This is a genomic window from Roseibium sediminis, from assembly GCF_008711325.1.
GTDB classification, from domain to species: Bacteria; Pseudomonadota; Alphaproteobacteria; order Rhizobiales; family Stappiaceae; genus Roseibium; species Roseibium sediminis.
Genome location: NZ_VXDB01000049.1, coordinates 1 through 14233, shown reverse-complemented (window position 1 = coordinate 14233; position 14233 = coordinate 1). Strand labels below are relative to the sequence as shown.

General features: G+C 56.4%; 22 protein-coding genes and 1 tRNA gene. 8 read left to right on the top strand and 15 right to left on the bottom strand.

Annotated elements, in window-relative coordinates; all coding sequences use genetic code 11:
• Positions 1–119: 119 nt before the first annotated feature.
• From F0155_RS22425 to F0155_RS22390, 8 genes are all read right to left on the bottom strand, one after another.
• Positions 120–479, bottom strand: a complete 360-nt coding sequence (locus F0155_RS22425) for a hypothetical protein (RefSeq protein WP_150526803.1) — start codon at positions 477–479, stop codon at positions 120–122.
• A 16-nt stretch (positions 480–495) separates the two neighbouring features.
• Positions 496–1149 (bottom strand): hypothetical protein, encoded by a 654-nt coding sequence (locus tag F0155_RS22420; RefSeq protein ID WP_192913867.1) that lies wholly within the window; start codon positions 1147–1149, stop codon positions 496–498.
• The gene (locus F0155_RS22415) at positions 1142–1480 is read right to left on the bottom strand and encodes a helix-turn-helix domain-containing protein (RefSeq protein ID WP_150526802.1); all 339 of its coding nucleotides are present in this window, start codon (positions 1478–1480) and stop codon (positions 1142–1144) included. Before F0155_RS22415 ends, F0155_RS22420 begins: the two co-directional genes overlap by 8 nt.
• Positions 1477–1803: a hypothetical protein gene (locus F0155_RS22410; protein WP_150526801.1), complete on the bottom strand. Its 327-nt coding sequence runs from the start codon at positions 1801–1803 to the stop codon at positions 1477–1479. Before F0155_RS22410 ends, F0155_RS22415 begins: the two co-directional genes overlap by 4 nt.
• On the bottom strand, positions 1800–2444 hold the full coding sequence (locus F0155_RS22405) for a hypothetical protein (RefSeq protein WP_150526800.1): 645 nt from the start codon (positions 2442–2444) through the stop codon (positions 1800–1802). The genes F0155_RS22410 and F0155_RS22405 overlap by 4 nt, the downstream gene beginning before the upstream one ends.
• Positions 2441–3079 (bottom strand): helix-turn-helix domain-containing protein, encoded by a 639-nt coding sequence (locus F0155_RS22400; protein WP_150526799.1) that lies wholly within the window; start codon positions 3077–3079, stop codon positions 2441–2443. The genes F0155_RS22405 and F0155_RS22400 overlap by 4 nt, the downstream gene beginning before the upstream one ends.
• 17 nt (positions 3080–3096) lie before the next feature.
• The gene (locus F0155_RS22395) at positions 3097–3450 is read right to left on the bottom strand and encodes a GcrA family cell cycle regulator (RefSeq protein ID WP_150526798.1); all 354 of its coding nucleotides are present in this window, start codon (positions 3448–3450) and stop codon (positions 3097–3099) included.
• A 183-nt stretch (positions 3451–3633) separates the two neighbouring features.
• Complete coding sequence (locus tag F0155_RS22390) at positions 3634–4116, bottom strand: hypothetical protein (protein WP_150526797.1); 483 nt, start codon at positions 4114–4116, stop codon at positions 3634–3636.
• An 86-nt stretch (positions 4117–4202) separates the two neighbouring features.
• Between F0155_RS22390 and F0155_RS22385 the strand changes: the two genes are divergently transcribed.
• Positions 4203–5102 carry a hypothetical protein gene (locus F0155_RS22385; protein WP_150526796.1) on the top strand — a complete coding sequence of 300 codons (900 nt, stop codon included), beginning with the start codon at positions 4203–4205 and terminating at the stop codon, positions 5100–5102.
• A 170-nt stretch (positions 5103–5272) separates the two neighbouring features.
• Entirely contained in the window at positions 5273–5551 is a 279-nt protein-coding gene (locus F0155_RS22380) for a hypothetical protein (protein WP_150526795.1), read from the top strand.
• Positions 5552–5971: 420 nt separating this feature from the next.
• Here F0155_RS22380 and F0155_RS22375 read toward each other — a convergent pair whose 3' ends face one another.
• Positions 5972–6886 (bottom strand): hypothetical protein, encoded by a 915-nt coding sequence (locus tag F0155_RS22375; protein WP_150526794.1) that lies wholly within the window; start codon positions 6884–6886, stop codon positions 5972–5974.
• On the opposite strand from F0155_RS22375, the gene F0155_RS22370 reads away from it, so the two are divergent.
• The 5 genes from F0155_RS22370 to F0155_RS22350 are packed head-to-tail and all read left to right on the top strand — an operon-like array spanning position 6885 to position 8645.
• Positions 6885–7175, top strand: coding sequence for a hypothetical protein (locus F0155_RS22370; protein WP_150526793.1), 291 nt, complete (start codon positions 6885–6887; stop codon positions 7173–7175). The genes F0155_RS22375 and F0155_RS22370 overlap by 2 nt on opposite strands.
• Complete coding sequence (locus tag F0155_RS22365; RefSeq protein ID WP_150526792.1) at positions 7175–7369, top strand: hypothetical protein; 195 nt, start codon at positions 7175–7177, stop codon at positions 7367–7369. Before F0155_RS22370 ends, F0155_RS22365 begins: the two co-directional genes overlap by 1 nt.
• A gap of 21 nt (positions 7370–7390) precedes the next feature.
• Positions 7391–7600, top strand: coding sequence for a hypothetical protein (locus F0155_RS22360; RefSeq protein WP_150526791.1), 210 nt, complete (start codon positions 7391–7393; stop codon positions 7598–7600).
• Positions 7587–8309, top strand: a complete 723-nt coding sequence (locus F0155_RS22355; protein WP_192913866.1) for a hypothetical protein — start codon at positions 7587–7589, stop codon at positions 8307–8309. The genes F0155_RS22360 and F0155_RS22355 overlap by 14 nt, the downstream gene beginning before the upstream one ends.
• 21 nt (positions 8310–8330) lie before the next feature.
• A complete protein-coding gene (locus tag F0155_RS22350) occupies positions 8331–8645 on the top strand; it encodes a DUF4326 domain-containing protein (RefSeq protein ID WP_150526790.1) in 315 nt (104 codons plus the stop codon).
• Positions 8646–9004: 359 nt separating this feature from the next.
• On the opposite strand, the gene F0155_RS22345 is transcribed toward F0155_RS22350, so the two are convergent.
• The 4 genes from F0155_RS22345 to F0155_RS22330 form a co-directional block, all read right to left on the bottom strand.
• Positions 9005–9259: a hypothetical protein gene (locus tag F0155_RS22345; RefSeq protein ID WP_150526789.1), complete on the bottom strand. Its 255-nt coding sequence runs from the start codon at positions 9257–9259 to the stop codon at positions 9005–9007.
• Positions 9260–9292: 33 nt separating this feature from the next.
• Positions 9293–10663 carry a DUF6538 domain-containing protein gene (locus F0155_RS22340; protein WP_150526788.1) on the bottom strand — a complete coding sequence of 457 codons (1371 nt, stop codon included), beginning with the start codon at positions 10661–10663 and terminating at the stop codon, positions 9293–9295.
• Between the two features lie 259 nt (positions 10664–10922).
• Positions 10923–11801 (bottom strand): prohibitin family protein, encoded by an 879-nt coding sequence (locus F0155_RS22335; protein WP_150526787.1) that lies wholly within the window; start codon positions 11799–11801, stop codon positions 10923–10925.
• Between the two features lie 31 nt (positions 11802–11832).
• On the bottom strand, positions 11833–12306 hold the full coding sequence (locus tag F0155_RS22330; protein WP_150526786.1) for a hypothetical protein: 474 nt from the start codon (positions 12304–12306) through the stop codon (positions 11833–11835).
• Positions 12307–12337: 31 nt separating this feature from the next.
• Between F0155_RS22330 and F0155_RS22325 the strand changes: the two genes are divergently transcribed.
• A tRNA-Leu gene (locus F0155_RS22325) sits at positions 12338–12422 on the top strand.
• 15 nt (positions 12423–12437) lie between these two features.
• On the opposite strand, the gene F0155_RS22320 is transcribed toward F0155_RS22325, so the two are convergent.
• Together F0155_RS22320 and F0155_RS22315 are read right to left on the bottom strand one after the other, a co-directional pair.
• Positions 12438–13667 carry a tyrosine-type recombinase/integrase gene (locus F0155_RS22320; RefSeq protein ID WP_150526785.1) on the bottom strand — a complete coding sequence of 410 codons (1230 nt, stop codon included), beginning with the start codon at positions 13665–13667 and terminating at the stop codon, positions 12438–12440.
• Between the two features lie 3 nt (positions 13668–13670).
• Positions 13671–14048, bottom strand: coding sequence for a helix-turn-helix domain-containing protein (locus tag F0155_RS22315; RefSeq protein WP_150526784.1), 378 nt, complete (start codon positions 14046–14048; stop codon positions 13671–13673).
• Positions 14049–14233 lie beyond the last annotated feature (185 nt).

Genomic DNA, 14233 nt, shown 5'->3' with positions numbered 1-14233 from the left:
TCTGATCCTCCGTTTCCTAACTATAGGGGCGGACCAATTCAAAGGGGGAGGATCAGGTTCGTATCGGGTACCTGATTCATGTCTGGTGATCCTTTTGTCAGGAGGGGAAGAAGCTGGGCTTAGCCGTTGAGGTCAGCGCGTTCGCGCGGTTCAGCAGGGCGAGGTTCAGCTGCGCGCGGACCGTTAAACATGTCCCGCTGATTGGGATGCTCGACGGAAAGCGCCCCTTCGTCGTTCCAGAAGGGCGTTGCGGTGAAGGCACCGGTTTCCGGCAGCTTGGATTTCACGACCGGCGTCACATCCAGCCGGTCATGATCGCTGGCAATTGTGAGTTCGATGGTAATCTTTGCCTTGCCCTTGCCATTCGGCATGCCCTGCAAGGCTTCGAGACATGATTCCAGCGCTTCATTGCACTTTTCGGCAAAGCGCCCCCGGTTCAACAAACCGAGAAGCTGGTCGATATTCCTGATTGTACGCATTCCAGGGTCCTTTCGTTCAACAGGATTGGATTGGAGAGGAGGAGTGCGGGGCAGACGCAGAACCCAACGCCCCGCTATCAGCCGGGGTTGCCCCAAGCGGCCAAAAACGTGTTCCCAGCCCCAGCGCCGCCTCGGCGGCATGGAAGCGGTACCAGCCGCAATCATCCGTCGCGGCCATGGCCGTGCCGGGCATCCAGCGAAGGCGGGGAACAGGAACAAAATCTGTGCAGAGGCGCATCAGCCGCGCCGCCTGACCGGTGTGCTTCCACCCGGCATCAAACAACAACCAGGTCGGCACCATCGACGCCCACCGGGCAATCAACGTATGCAGCAATGCACGCGACCAGGGCGGATTGGTAATGATGGCATCTGCGCCGCGCAGGTCGGCAAAGCAAAGATCGCGCCCGTCACGGCACATCACCCGGCCCTGATCTCCCGGCGCATGCGGGTCAACGATCTCCCGCCCCCGCACGTCAACGTCATACCGCCCGACACACTCAAGACCCGCAGCCGTCAGCGGCCCCACAAGATGCCCCCAGCCGTAACAAGGCTCGACAAAGCTGGTAATCCGCTCCGACCGCAAAAACGGGATCAGGCTTGCTGCCGCCTTGGGGTCGATGGTCAGATAAAGGTCTTTCGGGAGTCTGGCGTAGTTGGAGCGCTTACCCATCGGTGGCTCCTTCAAAAAATTCCCGTTTGATTTCAGATAGTTTCACAGCTGTGTTCCCGTGAAACACCCCCTCCGCCGTCACCAGAGCGTCCATCGGGCGCAAGGTTTCGAAGGGGTTCAGGTCCGCCCAGATACAAAGGCGCAACAGCGCTGCCGTGGTAATCTTGTGCCCTGTTGTTGCCCGACTTACCGTTGCTCTCGAAAGGCCGGTTTCATGCTGCACAATCTGAAGCGTCACCCGTCGCGCTGCGATCACGGCTTTCAGGCCCAACCCAAGACGGCCATAGTCCAGAACAGAATCCCGCATGACATGGGCATAATCTTCGTTCATGCCGCCCCCCTGTCCTTGGGGAGCCGACAAGCGGCAAACCGGTCTGCAATGTTCTGGCCAGCTGCGTCAGCGTCCGGCACAACAAAAGCTGGACGGCCCGCAAGCTCCGCTTCCGTCAAGTCATTGAAGGCGAGAAGTTTTGCCCGCGCCGTGGAGCCGATGCGCTCGGCAACACCGTCAAAAAGCGCATGCACCTGCTCGGTTCGAATGCCGATCCGCCGCGCCAGAAGCCACGGCTGCAAACCGCCATCGCGCGAAGGGTCGACAAGCACGGCCCGCGCCATGGTGAAAGCGGCCAGAATGTCGATATCGGAAACCGTCACGACACACCCTCCGCTGTGCAAGCAGAGAGATGCTGTTCGGTCTCACGCAGCTTCCGTTCGATTTCGCTGGCGCGCTCCCCAGCACGCTCACTGGCGCGCAGAGCCTCTGCCTTGCAAGCCTCGGAGCTGGCTTCGACAAGACGCACAACCTCTTTCAGACAAGCGCGAGCCTCTGCCAGATGATCAACCTTTGGAGCCGGGATCGGACCGATCATCAGCTCACGCACATCACTCACCCATTTGCGGGGAAAGTTCAGCTCCTTCGCAACGCGGTTATCATCATAACCTTCGTCAAACCCCTTCTCGGGATCGAACACCACCTCAAGCGATTCAAGAATGGCGCGGCGCTGCAGGGAGGTTGCTTCTGGAGGTGGCGCGGCCTTCGGGCGCGCGGCTTCCCTTACCTTGCATTCAGGGCAGGTATGCCCATTTGCCTTGGAACCGACCACCCAGCCCTTGTTGCGGAACTTGCGCGAAACCGGCTCCACCGGCAGCGTGCCGCCAACACTGGCCGCAACATAGACATCCTCTTTTGTCCCGCATCCGCAGCAGATGGTGGCATAATTTCCAGCCTTGCCATCTTCGGGTGTTTTGTAACAAACGTCGAACAACCGGTTGGTGTTGGATTTCTGGCGGCTCATCGCACCAACCTCCCACCACACTTCCAGGGCATCGGCAGATTGTTGCGAAGGGCATGCATTTCCGAGCCATGCAGCACCGAGGTGTGATCCCGGTGCAGCATGCGGCCAATCTGGGGAAGGCTTGCCGCAGTCTGCACCCGCATGAGGTACATGGCCTCCTGCCGAACAGACACAACAGCCTTCGTGCGCTGCGCACCGCGCAAAACGCAAAGGGAGGTGTTATGGCGCGTGCAAACATCCAGAAGCACATCCTCGCAACGGAGCAGCTCCCCGGAGTTTGCAAAACGGGCCCAGCAAAGAACCGCGTTCAGAACTGCGAAATAGGCCAGCCCATCACGAGCTGAGGGCGCACGCACCCCTGCCGGATCAACCACAACATCCGGCACTATCACCCGATACCGCGCCAGCATCTCCTTGACCGGTGGATGCTCCTGTCGAATCCGGCGCGGAGGCATGGAACCGGGAGGACGGCGCAAGCGTGGCCCACCGCCGCCACGCCCGACAACAACCTCACGCGTCTGGTCAATCACCTTGCAGGCATGCTTCGGATTGCGCGGCGTCACCAGACTTCCGCAAAGGACCAATTCCCGCTCGGCACCGGGAGCTGAAAGGTCGCCGGAAAAGATCAGAGTCATCGCCTTGCCCTCCCCGCCTATTCGCCTTTGAGCAGACGAATCCCGTCCGCCCGTCCAGCCGTTGCCAGCCGCGCATGCGCCTCGCAGTAAGACCCACGGGTTGCCTTTGCCCCGCAGCAATGGCGCGGATCATCGTCGTGTTTCCAGAGCGGCCACTTGCATTGATCACGCTCCAGCTCAATCAGGGGAACTCCCCCTTCCGGCCCGAAACTGGTTCGCGCCAGCGCCCGCTTTTCTTCAGCAGACATTCCCTCGCGGTCGGCCTGCCCCATGCGCTCTTTCAGCATCACCTTGTCGATGGGCACGAAGCGGCCACGGGCCGTGTGCGTTCCGTAAGCAAGTGTCGACATGCCGGATTCAGGATTGCTCATGAAGCATCTCCATCAGTGAAATCGGGAAAGTGGATTGAAGGATGAGGAGGCGGAAACCCGAGGTCCCGCCCGAACTGGCAACGCCAGCGCATGTCATCGGCATGCCTCTCCGCAGATGCCGCCGAAAGCAGATCGAAAAAACGATCAAGGAAGGTGAGAAACAGACCCGTCATGCCGCCAGCCTCATTCACCCATCTCACAATTGGGAGTGCTTGGGCTGACATGCGCCCTAAGCGCAATCATCGCCTCGGTTGCCCGCGTCAATTTTTCTGAAAACTGAATATCGGACGAGCTTCCGGCCCCAAGCGCACAAACATCGGCAATCGCCGCCGATGCTTCGCCGGTTGCTCGAAGCGCCTTGCCAAAAGCAGCCGCGCGATCACCGTCCAGCGCCCCCGCATCCGGAAGCGGAACAAACACGCCGCCAACCATCTGGCACAACGTCCGCACGAAGCTGTCATCTTCGGCATCAAGACACAGATCAAGCACAACATCGATCGGCGCATGATCAGCTTCCGAAGAAGCAGACCCGTAGCGCGATATGGCTTGCTGGCCCACCCGAGTTGCCCCGGCAGCAGCTTCTTGCCCGCCGATCTTTCGAACCAGTTTTCGAAAAGCCGCCTTGAGCGCGGCCCGGTGATACTCTGTGGATGGCCTGGCGCTCATTGCGTAAATTCTCCCAAATTACGCGGTGACTTTTGATCCGCCTTCGGAAAATCATGGCGAACACCACGCGGAGAACGTGCAAACACATGACCGGAATTGATGCGACGTATTTCGGCCCGGATATAAGCCCGGATCCTGCGGGCGGTAGAGGGATAAACCTCTCCACCATCGCGCAAACGCTGCAGAAGTCGGCCATTCTTGACCGCTTCCCGACCGAAATGCTGGTCGGACATGCGCTCGCCTTTCGACCGCTTGAGTGCGAGGAATTCATCAATGGATCGGAGCAAATCGTGCATCATGGCGACCATATTGAACGCAACAGCGTTCAAGTCAAGCCTAATGAACGTTTAAACGTAAGTGATTTCGCAATACGTGCAATCTATAACTGCCGCATGGAAATCACATGGCTTGATCGTATTGTCGCAGCTATCAGCCTGACCGGGCAGAGCTACCGGACAATATCTCAGAACGCATCACTTGGGCCAAATTTTGTGTCCGAGATGATACGGCTGAACCGGCTGCCCAAAACTGCGCAGCTGCAAGCCCTTTGTGACGCCCTGGACATCCGTTCCAGCTGGGTTCTCGAAGGAACCCCAACCCATCCGGCGCAAGAACGCCTCGTCAAACTTGTTGCCCACCTGCAACCGGAAGAGCGCCTTCGTACTATGAAGAAGGTCGGCAGTGCGAAAGATTATTCCTTCTCGCAACTGCAAGATCTCGCCGACCAGGAAGGCATTAGCCTGGACGCGATCCAGAAGGCCCTGCACTTCTCATCGAGCGACACTGCCGCAAGCGCCACTGCGCTGGAAGGTGCCGGAGTTGAAGCCATTGCCATGGCCAAGGACGCGGACCTCAACTTGCTGATGGAAATCTATCAGGATGTTCTGGATATGGAGCAGGCAATTCTGGGAAGGCGTGGCCGCTTCAACAACCGGCACGAGCTAATTCGCGAAATCTATTTGAAACGAACCGGCGCGCAGGAATAGCGATAAGGCGGCAATTCCGCCGATTATGGCCGGAATCTACGGATCCTGCTTCGTTAAACGTTTCACGGTGTAACGATTGTTTTCACACCCGCAAAAGGCTTCACTAGAAGTCGAGCTGGTTATATCGCGATAAATCGCAGCAAACCGCGTTTTCAATAAGGTTTTATCACATGCCTACCAATTATTCATTGTCAGAGCTGCAAGCTATCGCGCACCGTATATACACCGATGATACAGTAATAACCACGGAGGAGGAATTGCAGGAACTCCTTGAAAAGGCGATCAACTACAATGTTTATGTATTCATTGCTGGGTTTGTTTGCAACAAGGAGTTCGGGCACAGCTCCCCTGAGGAGCTGACGGGAGAAGATGCCGAACACCTCATAAGGCTGGCTGACCCCATTGTTCAATTTGCAAAACTTTTTGCAGAACGTAGAGGCGAGCAATGAACAGCAACACTGAATTCCTCCCCATAAGGGAAGTCGAAAATGGCATGGCCGACCAGATTGCCCGCGATCTGCTGAAGTGCTGGGCGGAACATGATGGAAAGATCAACGACACTCTTGCCAATTTCGCACCGTATACGCTGCTGTTCGACGGCACTGCAAGTTATCGGGCGCTTCCCAACATCCTCTATGGCGGGCTGGAAGCCAAGGCTCTCAAGCAGTTTGGCCCCAATCTTCTCAGGAACACGCCGGAAGCCTTTTTCACCAGAGATTATATCGAAGCCTGCGCAAGAACCTTTTCGAGAACAATGTCGACAGGAAAACCGGTATTTGAGCAAAAGCGCTGCCAACGAGCCCTTTTGGAAGGAGGGCAACCGGTGCTCTACAAGTCGCTCACCCTTCCTTTCTGCGCCGCGAATGGTGCTACGTTCCTGTTGACATACTCATTTGATTTGTCTCACCCATCACGGCAAGCGGAGCACGAAGAAGCTGGGCAACGCCGCTTTCATCGCAGCCTAGGAAGCACAGATTTCCGTAGTCAGGGTTACTTGGCGCATTGACCCATTTCATGCCGTTCGGATAGCAGGTCGTATATCCCCAGCGCAGAAACAAGCCGCGATAAGCGTGCTTGTTGGCCATCCATCCATAGATGTAATCCGGGCTCCATTTCAGCTGACTCAGCACGATACATAGCCGTACAACATATGCGGCCAGATTGTTGTCCCGGCAGGACTCGTCTACATACCCCTCGCCGATATAGGCAACGTTGCCACGGATATCTCGAGCAAAATCAAGCGATCCAGTCTCCAGCGCGACCGGCTCACCATCTTCGCCGCGATAAGCGCGCTCCCAGTATTCACTAACATAACGGTCAAGAGACCAGCCGCCCAGGTCATCGCATCGCATGGCAGCGGTCACGAGCGTTTTTCCGTTCGCATCATGCCCGGAAAAACCGAGAAAGCGCGTCGGAACCAGAGTGTTGATTGAACTTCGGAAATGCTCGCCGACAAAGCCCTTGAGCGATCCGCCTACCGCATCGGCGAAACTGCGCTGATCATCATGCAACTTGATTTTCGCAACGCCGAGCGAGCGGATCTGCCCCTCAAGCGCAGCTGCAGCCGAGACGATTTCCAAAATGTTGAATCTTTCGCCACCCACGTGGACACCCCAATCAATCATAAAAATCCCCGAAACCAGCTGCTGACTTGAACGCTCTGTCGCAATTTTTACGGCCTCGAATAGCCATATCGCAACTTTTTTGCGGTCAAAACTATTTACTTGAACGCTTTTGCGTGCATATAGCCCCCAACCGACAACCGGCGCAGGAGCATCGAACATGCAGGCAATTCTTGCAAGCTTGAGTATTGGCCTCCCTTATGTCGCAACCTTGGTTGCGGCACTCGCTTTTGCCGTCGTTCTTCTCCATGAACTTCGCCCATCCACGCAGGATCGTCATTTCGGCATCTGGCCAGAGGATGAGGCGGGCATATCTCGTAACGACCAGCTGGCGGATCGCAGCGCCGCGACCTCCTCCCTATCGCACCGCGCTGCAAGTCTGGTCGCAACTGGCCTCTGCGTTGGCGCTGCCTTCGCGGAGGCCCTTTTCTTCTTCACGGGTACCGTTTGATGAGTGAAGGCACCGTACACCCACGCATGGCTGCGTTCATGGACATCGAAAACCACCTCTTGACGCTGCGGGCCGAGGCCCGCCGTGCAGAAGCCGAAGGCGATCCGGAAACCGCAGCCGACATTCGGGCGATCGCCAACAACCACGAAAATCAGGCAAACATCCGGCTTCCCCGGCACTCCATCCGCAAGTGACGCAAGCGCAGCAGCAAGACCATGGCAGCGAGACAGAAACAGATCGTGACTTTGGAGAATGCCGAGAAATGCCTCGACACTCTGGCACGTCTTGTTACCGGCCCGTGCCCGCACCTCCTGCCGGTCTATGAGCGCATGGAACAGATTGCAGAACGCTGCCGCACGAACAACGACATACTGTCCCGCGCACGCGCACGCCTTGCTGACCAAAAAGCCAATGCGACACGCTGACCTCTTTTCCGCCCCTTTGAAAGTCCTGATAGCATGCGAATGCTCCGGAACCGTTCGCGATGCATTTCTTGCCCTGGGGCATGATACTTGGTCTTGCGACCTGAAACCGTGCGAGAAGCGCTCCAATCGGCACATCCTTGGCGATGCCCGCGACTACCTCAATGAAGGGTGGGATCTGCTTATGGTCGCCCACCCGCCCTGCACGCGCCTTTGCAATTCTGGCGTTCGCTGGCTCAAGGAGCCGCCGAAGAACCGACAGGCCGGATACCCGGTTGAATACGACAACTGGAGCCGCAAAGAGCGCCTTGAATGGATGTGGGACGAACTGGACCGCGGCGCAGAGCTGTTTTCCGCATTCTGGAACGCACCGATTGACCGGATCGCGGTCGAGAACCCTGTCATGCACAAACACGCCAAGGTCCGCATTCGCAACTTCGAACGGCACACACAGAGCGTTCACCCATGGCATTTTGGCACGACCGAAGACGGGCCAGACAACGAGAAAAAACGCACCTGCCTTTGGCTGAAGGGCCTGCCAAGACTCAAGCCTACCGGCACACTCGACGGTTCTACAGCCCGTTCCAGCGTCCATCACGCGAGCCCCGGCGAGCACCGCGGCGAGGAGCGCTCCCGCTTCTTTCCCGGAATGGCCAGCGCGATGGCCGAACAGTGGGGTGGATATGCCCTCCAGCAGGTGCAAGCAGCGTGAGGAAAAGGAAGGTCGGAAGCCATGCCGAAAAGAATACAACTCAGCCGTAAGAAAGGTTGGCGCAAACCGGAAAATACAGTTGTTGTTGCGAGAAATACCAAATGGGGAAACCCATTCAGGATCGGCGATAACATACCAGGGTTTCGCAACGAACCAATGGACCGCGCCGACGCTTGCAGAGCATTCGCACTGTTTACGCTTCCTCATCTACCGGTTGAAGAACTTTGCGGCAAGGATCTGGCCTGCTGGTGCCCGCTCAATCAGCCGTGCCATGCTGACATATTGCTGAAACATGCGAATCCCCAGCCTTTCCAGCCTTTCAAGAGACCCAAATGAGCTGCGGCTTTCGATGGAATCCTGTTTGCAGTCAATGTGGTGGCAAAGGCTATTATGAGGATCGAACACCTATACACAAGGACATCTGCAATCTGGCGATCCACTGTCACCAGTGTGGCCGGGTTTCTGAACAAGAACTAAAATGCACGACTTGGCCAAACGGTCTCAATTGGCTGGATTACACACTACCTGTCGAACAATATTCAAGGATGCTGTGCCCACATCAACAGTCAGACCTTTGCATCACCCGCGCATGCCCATTTTGGCAAAATGCTCCTTATAATAATCGCGGGAATTGCACCTTTCCGATGCAGGGCCGACCTGTTCGAAAGCATTTTTCTTCCTAGCTGACCAACAGCTCACTCAGCCGCCGCCTGTTCAATAGGTGCAGCACGCCTCGACACATCCGACCGAAACCCGCCGACATCACCACGCAGTGCCCTCAAATGGTCACGAATGTCCTCCAGCAGCCCAAGAACCTGCGCAACGGCGATTATCAGGACCCCGGACAACATGGCCGCGCCACCAAGCGCAAAAGACGCCATCAAAAAGGCAAGCACAAGACCACTCAGAACGGATAGAGCACCGAAGATAAACAGGAAAAAGCGAACCATTTAAAATACCCCTTTAAGCTGTAAACGCAAAATCTACCGCCCACGCCGGAGCCCGTCAAACACATCATCCGGATAAGGCAGGACGATCTTCAGCAGCTGTTCGCGCCGGTAGCCCAGCGAGCCACCGTCACCATATTCCTCGCGATCGATGCCATGGCCGAAAAGCCGCTTGCGCAACTCCGGGTCCAGCCCACCTTCCATCATCCGCTTTTCGAAAGAATGGCGGAAAGAATAGATGACGTGATCCGGTGTCGGGAAAAGACCGTGTTTGCGAAAGTGCTTCAGGGCCATCGCGGAAAACCCGTTTTCCTTGTCCCTATATCGCGGGAAGCCTTTCGGGCAGAGCTTCATTGCCGCCAACGCCACGCCCACAAGAGGTATCTTTCGAATGCTGGTCCGGGTTTTTAGCTCACGCTCATCCTGAAACTCGATTTCGATATGCGGCACGGGAGCTTCAAGATGAATGCGCTCGGCAGGAATATTGCACAGCTCGGAAGGGCGGCAGCCAGTCTCCACCATGGTCAGGAGGATACACCCAGCCTGCAAGTTCATGCGCTCGAAGGAATCGCGCCTGAGAATGCGATCGGTGATCCATTCTGTCGGGAAAGGAGGCCGGTCCTTGGTGTCTCCCGGCTTTAGCTTGAACTGCAATTCCCGGAACGGATTTGACCGATGCTCTTCGCCGATGTGGCGATAATACCCGGCATAGATCGTGTTCATGTCGCCAATATCGCGGCTGGCCGTCTCCGGCGAGCGCTTGTCCTTTCCCGACCCGTTGACACGATCAGCCCACCAGGCCCGATAGGCAAGCGCATCTTCGCGGTTAATTTCCCCGATCGGCTTGTCACCAGCAACCTTGATGAAGTTCGAAGCAGCCCGCCGCTTCATCTTCTCGTAGTTGGCCTTCTGGACCTTCGACTTGCGCCGCAAAGCGTCCTGAGCAATTTCGGAGAGGTATATTTCCACGACCCGAGAGATTTTCGGAGAAGGAGCCTCTGCGGTTCCAAGAACCGCATTCGCATCTCTTGCCAGCGCCGAGGTCGGCTGCATGCCAGCGGCCCGCGACAGGGCCAACACACGGGAAACAATTTCCTCGTCGGACCCTTCGGAAACAAGCGAGGCCATCGAGCGCCATGTAAAACCAAGTGCAAGACAGCGAGCCTTGTCGGACTTGTAGCGCTCCCCGGCAGCATCTGAAGGCACATCCGCAATCAGGGAAGCCCAATAGCGATCGTCAGCCTCTTCCATCGCATCACGCCGGATGCGGGCTGTATCGAGTGACCCGGTCTTGAGCGAAATTTCAATCCGCGCCCGCTCCACATGCACAACGGCATGTGTCGGCACCCTTCGCACATAGTGCCACTTCCCGCCTCTAAGTCTCAAATATCGATCTGGATCTTTCATGCCGCCCTTGCCCGGTGTACGGCAATTTGTACGGCAATTTGTACGGCAAAATCAAGAAATTCGTGCGGAAGAAAATCCAACTATAAGAAAATCGCGTTTATTATCAATAAATTAGCAAGTAGCGCCTTGGTGCCCCCCGCCGGAATCGAACCGGCACTCCCGAAGGAACGGGATTTTGAAACTCGTTCCCTCGGTGGCGAAACATAATGTTTTCAGTATCTTACGACCGCCACCGAGGATATTCACGCCACTTTTGTGGCTACTTCATGGACCAGAGAACCTGCTGGTCGCCGCCCATCACGGTTGTCGGCATCTGGCCGTTCCAGCGGAGGGCACGTTCGTAATCCACGAGGGTCGCGCTCTCGGCAATTGAGGAAGCCTTCTCGCGGATGGCCTGTGCCTCGGCCTCACCCTTCAGGCGGATGGACTCTGCCTCTGCCTTGGCGGTCTCGATGGTCGCATAGGCCGTGCCGTCTGCCCGAGCCTTTGTGGCATCCCTGTCGGCCTCTGCTGTCTGGACATCACGTTGAGCCTGGAGCTTTTGCTTTTCGAGTTCATACTGCTCCCGAGCGGCTGCCTCCCGAGCCTGCTCCTTCGCCATGACCGCCTCAAGATAGCGTTCCGGCAGCACGATGTTTTCGATCTGGGGAGAGTTCACAGTGACCGGATAGGGCTCCATGAGGGCTGTCATCTGCGCCTGGATCTCGCTGATGGCCGCATTGCGGTCCCGGATGAGGTCTGATGCCTGGAACTTGGAGATGGAAGCCTTGGCAGCCTGCCGGAGCTTGGGGTCGAGGATGCGTTGCTCGAACTGGTCGAGAGTTCCATACCGCTTGAAGAGGTCCAGCCCTGAAGATGCATTGACTGTCCAGTTGACAGACACCGTTGCCGTGATGGGAAGCTGGTTCGCTGTGGCAGCCGTCAGTTCCTCAACGTTCTTGCGTTCCCGGATTTCGATCTCACGGACGCTGTCAATGAGAGGTGTCTTGAAGTGGAGCCCAGGACCTGTCTGGTATTGTGCCTCACCGAACCGCGTGACAACCCCAATGTGGCCCTCACCGACCGTAAACCAAAAGCCGAACGCTGCGACTGCGCCAATGACTGCAACTGGGACTGCGATAAGAAGAGTTCGTGCCATTCTGTTTCCTTTGTGTGCCAAGTGGTAGAATTTAGTTCGCGTTGAGGAAGTCGGAGTGTGCCTGTTGATCAGACCGTGTGGAGAGTGCATCCGCCTGACTCCGCAGCTTCGTGAGCTTCTCGATGTCATAGTGCGGATCGAAGATGGCCTGTCCCTTGTAGAGGAAGGCCTCACGAGCTTCATGCTCAATGGCAGTGAGGACCGCCTTGAAGACCGTCTGGACGATCTCACCTTCGGTCATGTGCTCCGAGAGGAGCCACTTGCGGCCAGTCCACGGATACGGCTCGCCTGTCACATTGCAGATTGCCTCAGTGTCCTGCACCTGGAAGTACCAATACCCTCGCGTATCGTACACAAAGAGAGGCTCCCAGTTGTTCGGCAGGACAAGGGCCGCCCGTATACCCGAGAGCCGCATCTTCATGGCACACTGGCCGTGCATCTGGAGGTCAATGGACATTTCCCCAACTGGTGGCAAAGCGATCTGCTTGTGGCTATTGCCTTCCATCACGAGGTCATGATAGAGACCGTCCTCGATTGCCCTCCTGGCGGAATTGGTAGACGCGACGGATTCAAAATCCGTTTCCCTTGGGAGTGCCGGTTCGATTCCGGCGGAGGGCACCATAGTGCTTTCATCAGTCATTTCTTCATCATCTCCTTCACGAAGGCTGCGATTTCCTGAGGGCTCGCCCCAGTTTCCTTGTATGCTGCTATCAAGTCAGTCAGGGCTGGTCCTTGATGCACTGCTTGTTGGTTCGCGGCAGCCGGAACCACCTTTGTGGTACCATCCGCCTTGTTCATTAGCTCCCTCGCGAGATCCACATCGTCATCCCCGACCACATCAAGATAGCCAGTGGTGGTCGTGATGTGCTCATGACGGAGGATCTTCTGGATCAACCGCGTCGAGAGGTTCTTCTGGTGCGCGTAGTACGCGAAGGTTCTCCTCAAGGATCTTAGTGTTGCAGTCGGTATGTCTGACGCACCCAGAAACTCCCTGAGTTCGTTCCACCTCTCCTGCGTCTGCTTTGGCGTGAAGAGGAAGAGGCGTTTCCTGCGATACTTCTGCGCCCTCTCAATGCACCTATCCAGAAGTTCAACCGCACTCTCGAAAACCGGTATGGCGTTCTGCGAGGCATCCGTCTTGGTTCCTGGCGGCAGGATCATAGGCTTGTCTGTCTTCAATCCGACGATCTGGTCTACCTCAAGGTGCAGCACCTCCTTGATGCGCAATCCCTGAAGGACAATGACCGAGATGAAGTCAGCAAATTCCGGATCGAGCCTCTCCGTGTGCAACCAGTCGAGCGCCTTCACGTAGTCTTCAGGTCGCAACCACCACTTCTTCAGTTTCGACGTCTTGAGCTTCTTGATGGGAGGCTTTGTGGTCGCAAGAGGTGGCTTCCTTTCGATTGCCACATCACAGATGACCGACAGGACCGACAGGTACTTGTTGATCTGCGTATGGGAATTTCCAACCTCCTGTCTCCACCTGACGAATGCATCAAGGTCGTCGGAGAGGATACCGTCGATGTCCTTCTTTCCTCGCTCTCTCTCCATGAAGTCCACAACGACCCATGCAAGGTAATTTGCAGACTCCCCCCAAACCGACCCCTTCCAATGTGTGTCAAGTGCATACTGTGTGGCTTGTGACAGAGTTCCGCTACGGCTTTTCCGTTTTGGTGCGTCTTGGAGAAGCTTCGCGCCTGTCTCCACAGGCCACATGCCGTAGTTATCAAGCGCTGACTTGATCTCGCTTTCGAGTCCCAAGGCAGCATGACGTGTCCCGTTGAACTGCTTCCTGATGCGGCCACCCTGTACCCGCTTGTGGTAGACCGTGACCAGCCATCCATGACCTTTCGGGGTGACCGACATCCTCTATTCCTCTCCGGAGCTATCGACACCGAGGGAAAACAACAAGCGGTCACGCACTCCTTTACCCTTTGTGGTCAGTGAGACAATCTTCTGTCGGCGGTTGAGGATGTAGATGTCCGTCTTGACCAGACCCATACCCTCAACGCCAGTCCGCTCAAAGTCTCCCAGATAGCGAAGGTGCCGTGACACCGTTGTGTAGGGCAGACTGACTTTCTCCGAGAGTTCCTTGATGGTGAGCGGCTCCTTGTCATCCCGCTCGTGTCCATAAAGCGCCACCCCGAGAAAGGTATTAATCAACGTAGCATTGATCTCATCACGACTGGCGAGGAAGACACGATTGGCCTCGAAAAACCCCTTGAGCGCCTTGTGTGCTTTATCCATTTTGATCTCCATTGGTTCCCCACGCACGTCGCAAGGTACTATACCATACTCAACACTTTGTGGAGACTGAAAAGTGAATTGGTCCAAACCAGAATAGCCGGTTCATGTATTCGCCTGATGACCATTCTTCTGTTGATTTTCACTGAGAACTGACCCGGTATTTTCACCGAGAATTGACCCACCTT

Coding starts and splice junctions, on each gene's coding strand:
- F0155_RS22425 (WP_150526803.1), bottom strand. CDS start 479: ATGCGTACAATCAGGAATATCGACCAGCTTCTCGGTTTGTTGAACCGG.
- F0155_RS22390 (WP_150526797.1), bottom strand. CDS start 4,116: ATGAGCGCCAGGCCATCCACAGAGTATCACCGGGCCGCGCTCAAGGCG.
- F0155_RS22340 (WP_150526788.1), bottom strand. CDS start 10,663: ATGAAAGATCCAGATCGATATTTGAGACTTAGAGGCGGGAAGTGGCAC.
- F0155_RS22385 (WP_150526796.1), top strand. CDS start 4,203: ATGACCGGAATTGATGCGACGTATTTCGGCCCGGATATAAGCCCGGAT.
- F0155_RS22380 (WP_150526795.1), top strand. CDS start 5,273: ATGCCTACCAATTATTCATTGTCAGAGCTGCAAGCTATCGCGCACCGT.
- F0155_RS22400 (WP_150526799.1), bottom strand. CDS start 3,079: ATGACTCTGATCTTTTCCGGCGACCTTTCAGCTCCCGGTGCCGAGCGG.
- F0155_RS22335 (WP_150526787.1), bottom strand. CDS start 11,801: ATGGCACGAACTCTTCTTATCGCAGTCCCAGTTGCAGTCATTGGCGCA.
- F0155_RS22315 (WP_150526784.1), bottom strand. CDS start 14,048: ATGGATAAAGCACACAAGGCGCTCAAGGGGTTTTTCGAGGCCAATCGT.
- F0155_RS22420 (WP_192913867.1), bottom strand. CDS start 1,149: ATGGGTAAGCGCTCCAACTACGCCAGACTCCCGAAAGACCTTTATCTG.
- F0155_RS22395 (WP_150526798.1), bottom strand. CDS start 3,450: ATGAGCAATCCTGAATCCGGCATGTCGACACTTGCTTACGGAACGCAC.
- F0155_RS22355 (WP_192913866.1), top strand. CDS start 7,587: ATGCGACACGCTGACCTCTTTTCCGCCCCTTTGAAAGTCCTGATAGCA.
- F0155_RS22330 (WP_150526786.1), bottom strand. CDS start 12,306: ATGGAAGGCAATAGCCACAAGCAGATCGCTTTGCCACCAGTTGGGGAA.
- F0155_RS22360 (WP_150526791.1), top strand. CDS start 7,391: ATGGCAGCGAGACAGAAACAGATCGTGACTTTGGAGAATGCCGAGAAA.
- F0155_RS22320 (WP_150526785.1), bottom strand. CDS start 13,667: ATGTCGGTCACCCCGAAAGGTCATGGATGGCTGGTCACGGTCTACCAC.
- F0155_RS22345 (WP_150526789.1), bottom strand. CDS start 9,259: ATGGTTCGCTTTTTCCTGTTTATCTTCGGTGCTCTATCCGTTCTGAGT.
- F0155_RS22350 (WP_150526790.1), top strand. CDS start 8,331: ATGCCGAAAAGAATACAACTCAGCCGTAAGAAAGGTTGGCGCAAACCG.
- F0155_RS22370 (WP_150526793.1), top strand. CDS start 6,885: ATGCAGGCAATTCTTGCAAGCTTGAGTATTGGCCTCCCTTATGTCGCA.
- F0155_RS22405 (WP_150526800.1), bottom strand. CDS start 2,444: ATGAGCCGCCAGAAATCCAACACCAACCGGTTGTTCGACGTTTGTTAC.
- F0155_RS22415 (WP_150526802.1), bottom strand. CDS start 1,480: ATGAACGAAGATTATGCCCATGTCATGCGGGATTCTGTTCTGGACTAT.
- F0155_RS22365 (WP_150526792.1), top strand. CDS start 7,175: ATGAGTGAAGGCACCGTACACCCACGCATGGCTGCGTTCATGGACATC.
- F0155_RS22375 (WP_150526794.1), bottom strand. CDS start 6,886: ATGTTCGATGCTCCTGCGCCGGTTGTCGGTTGGGGGCTATATGCACGC.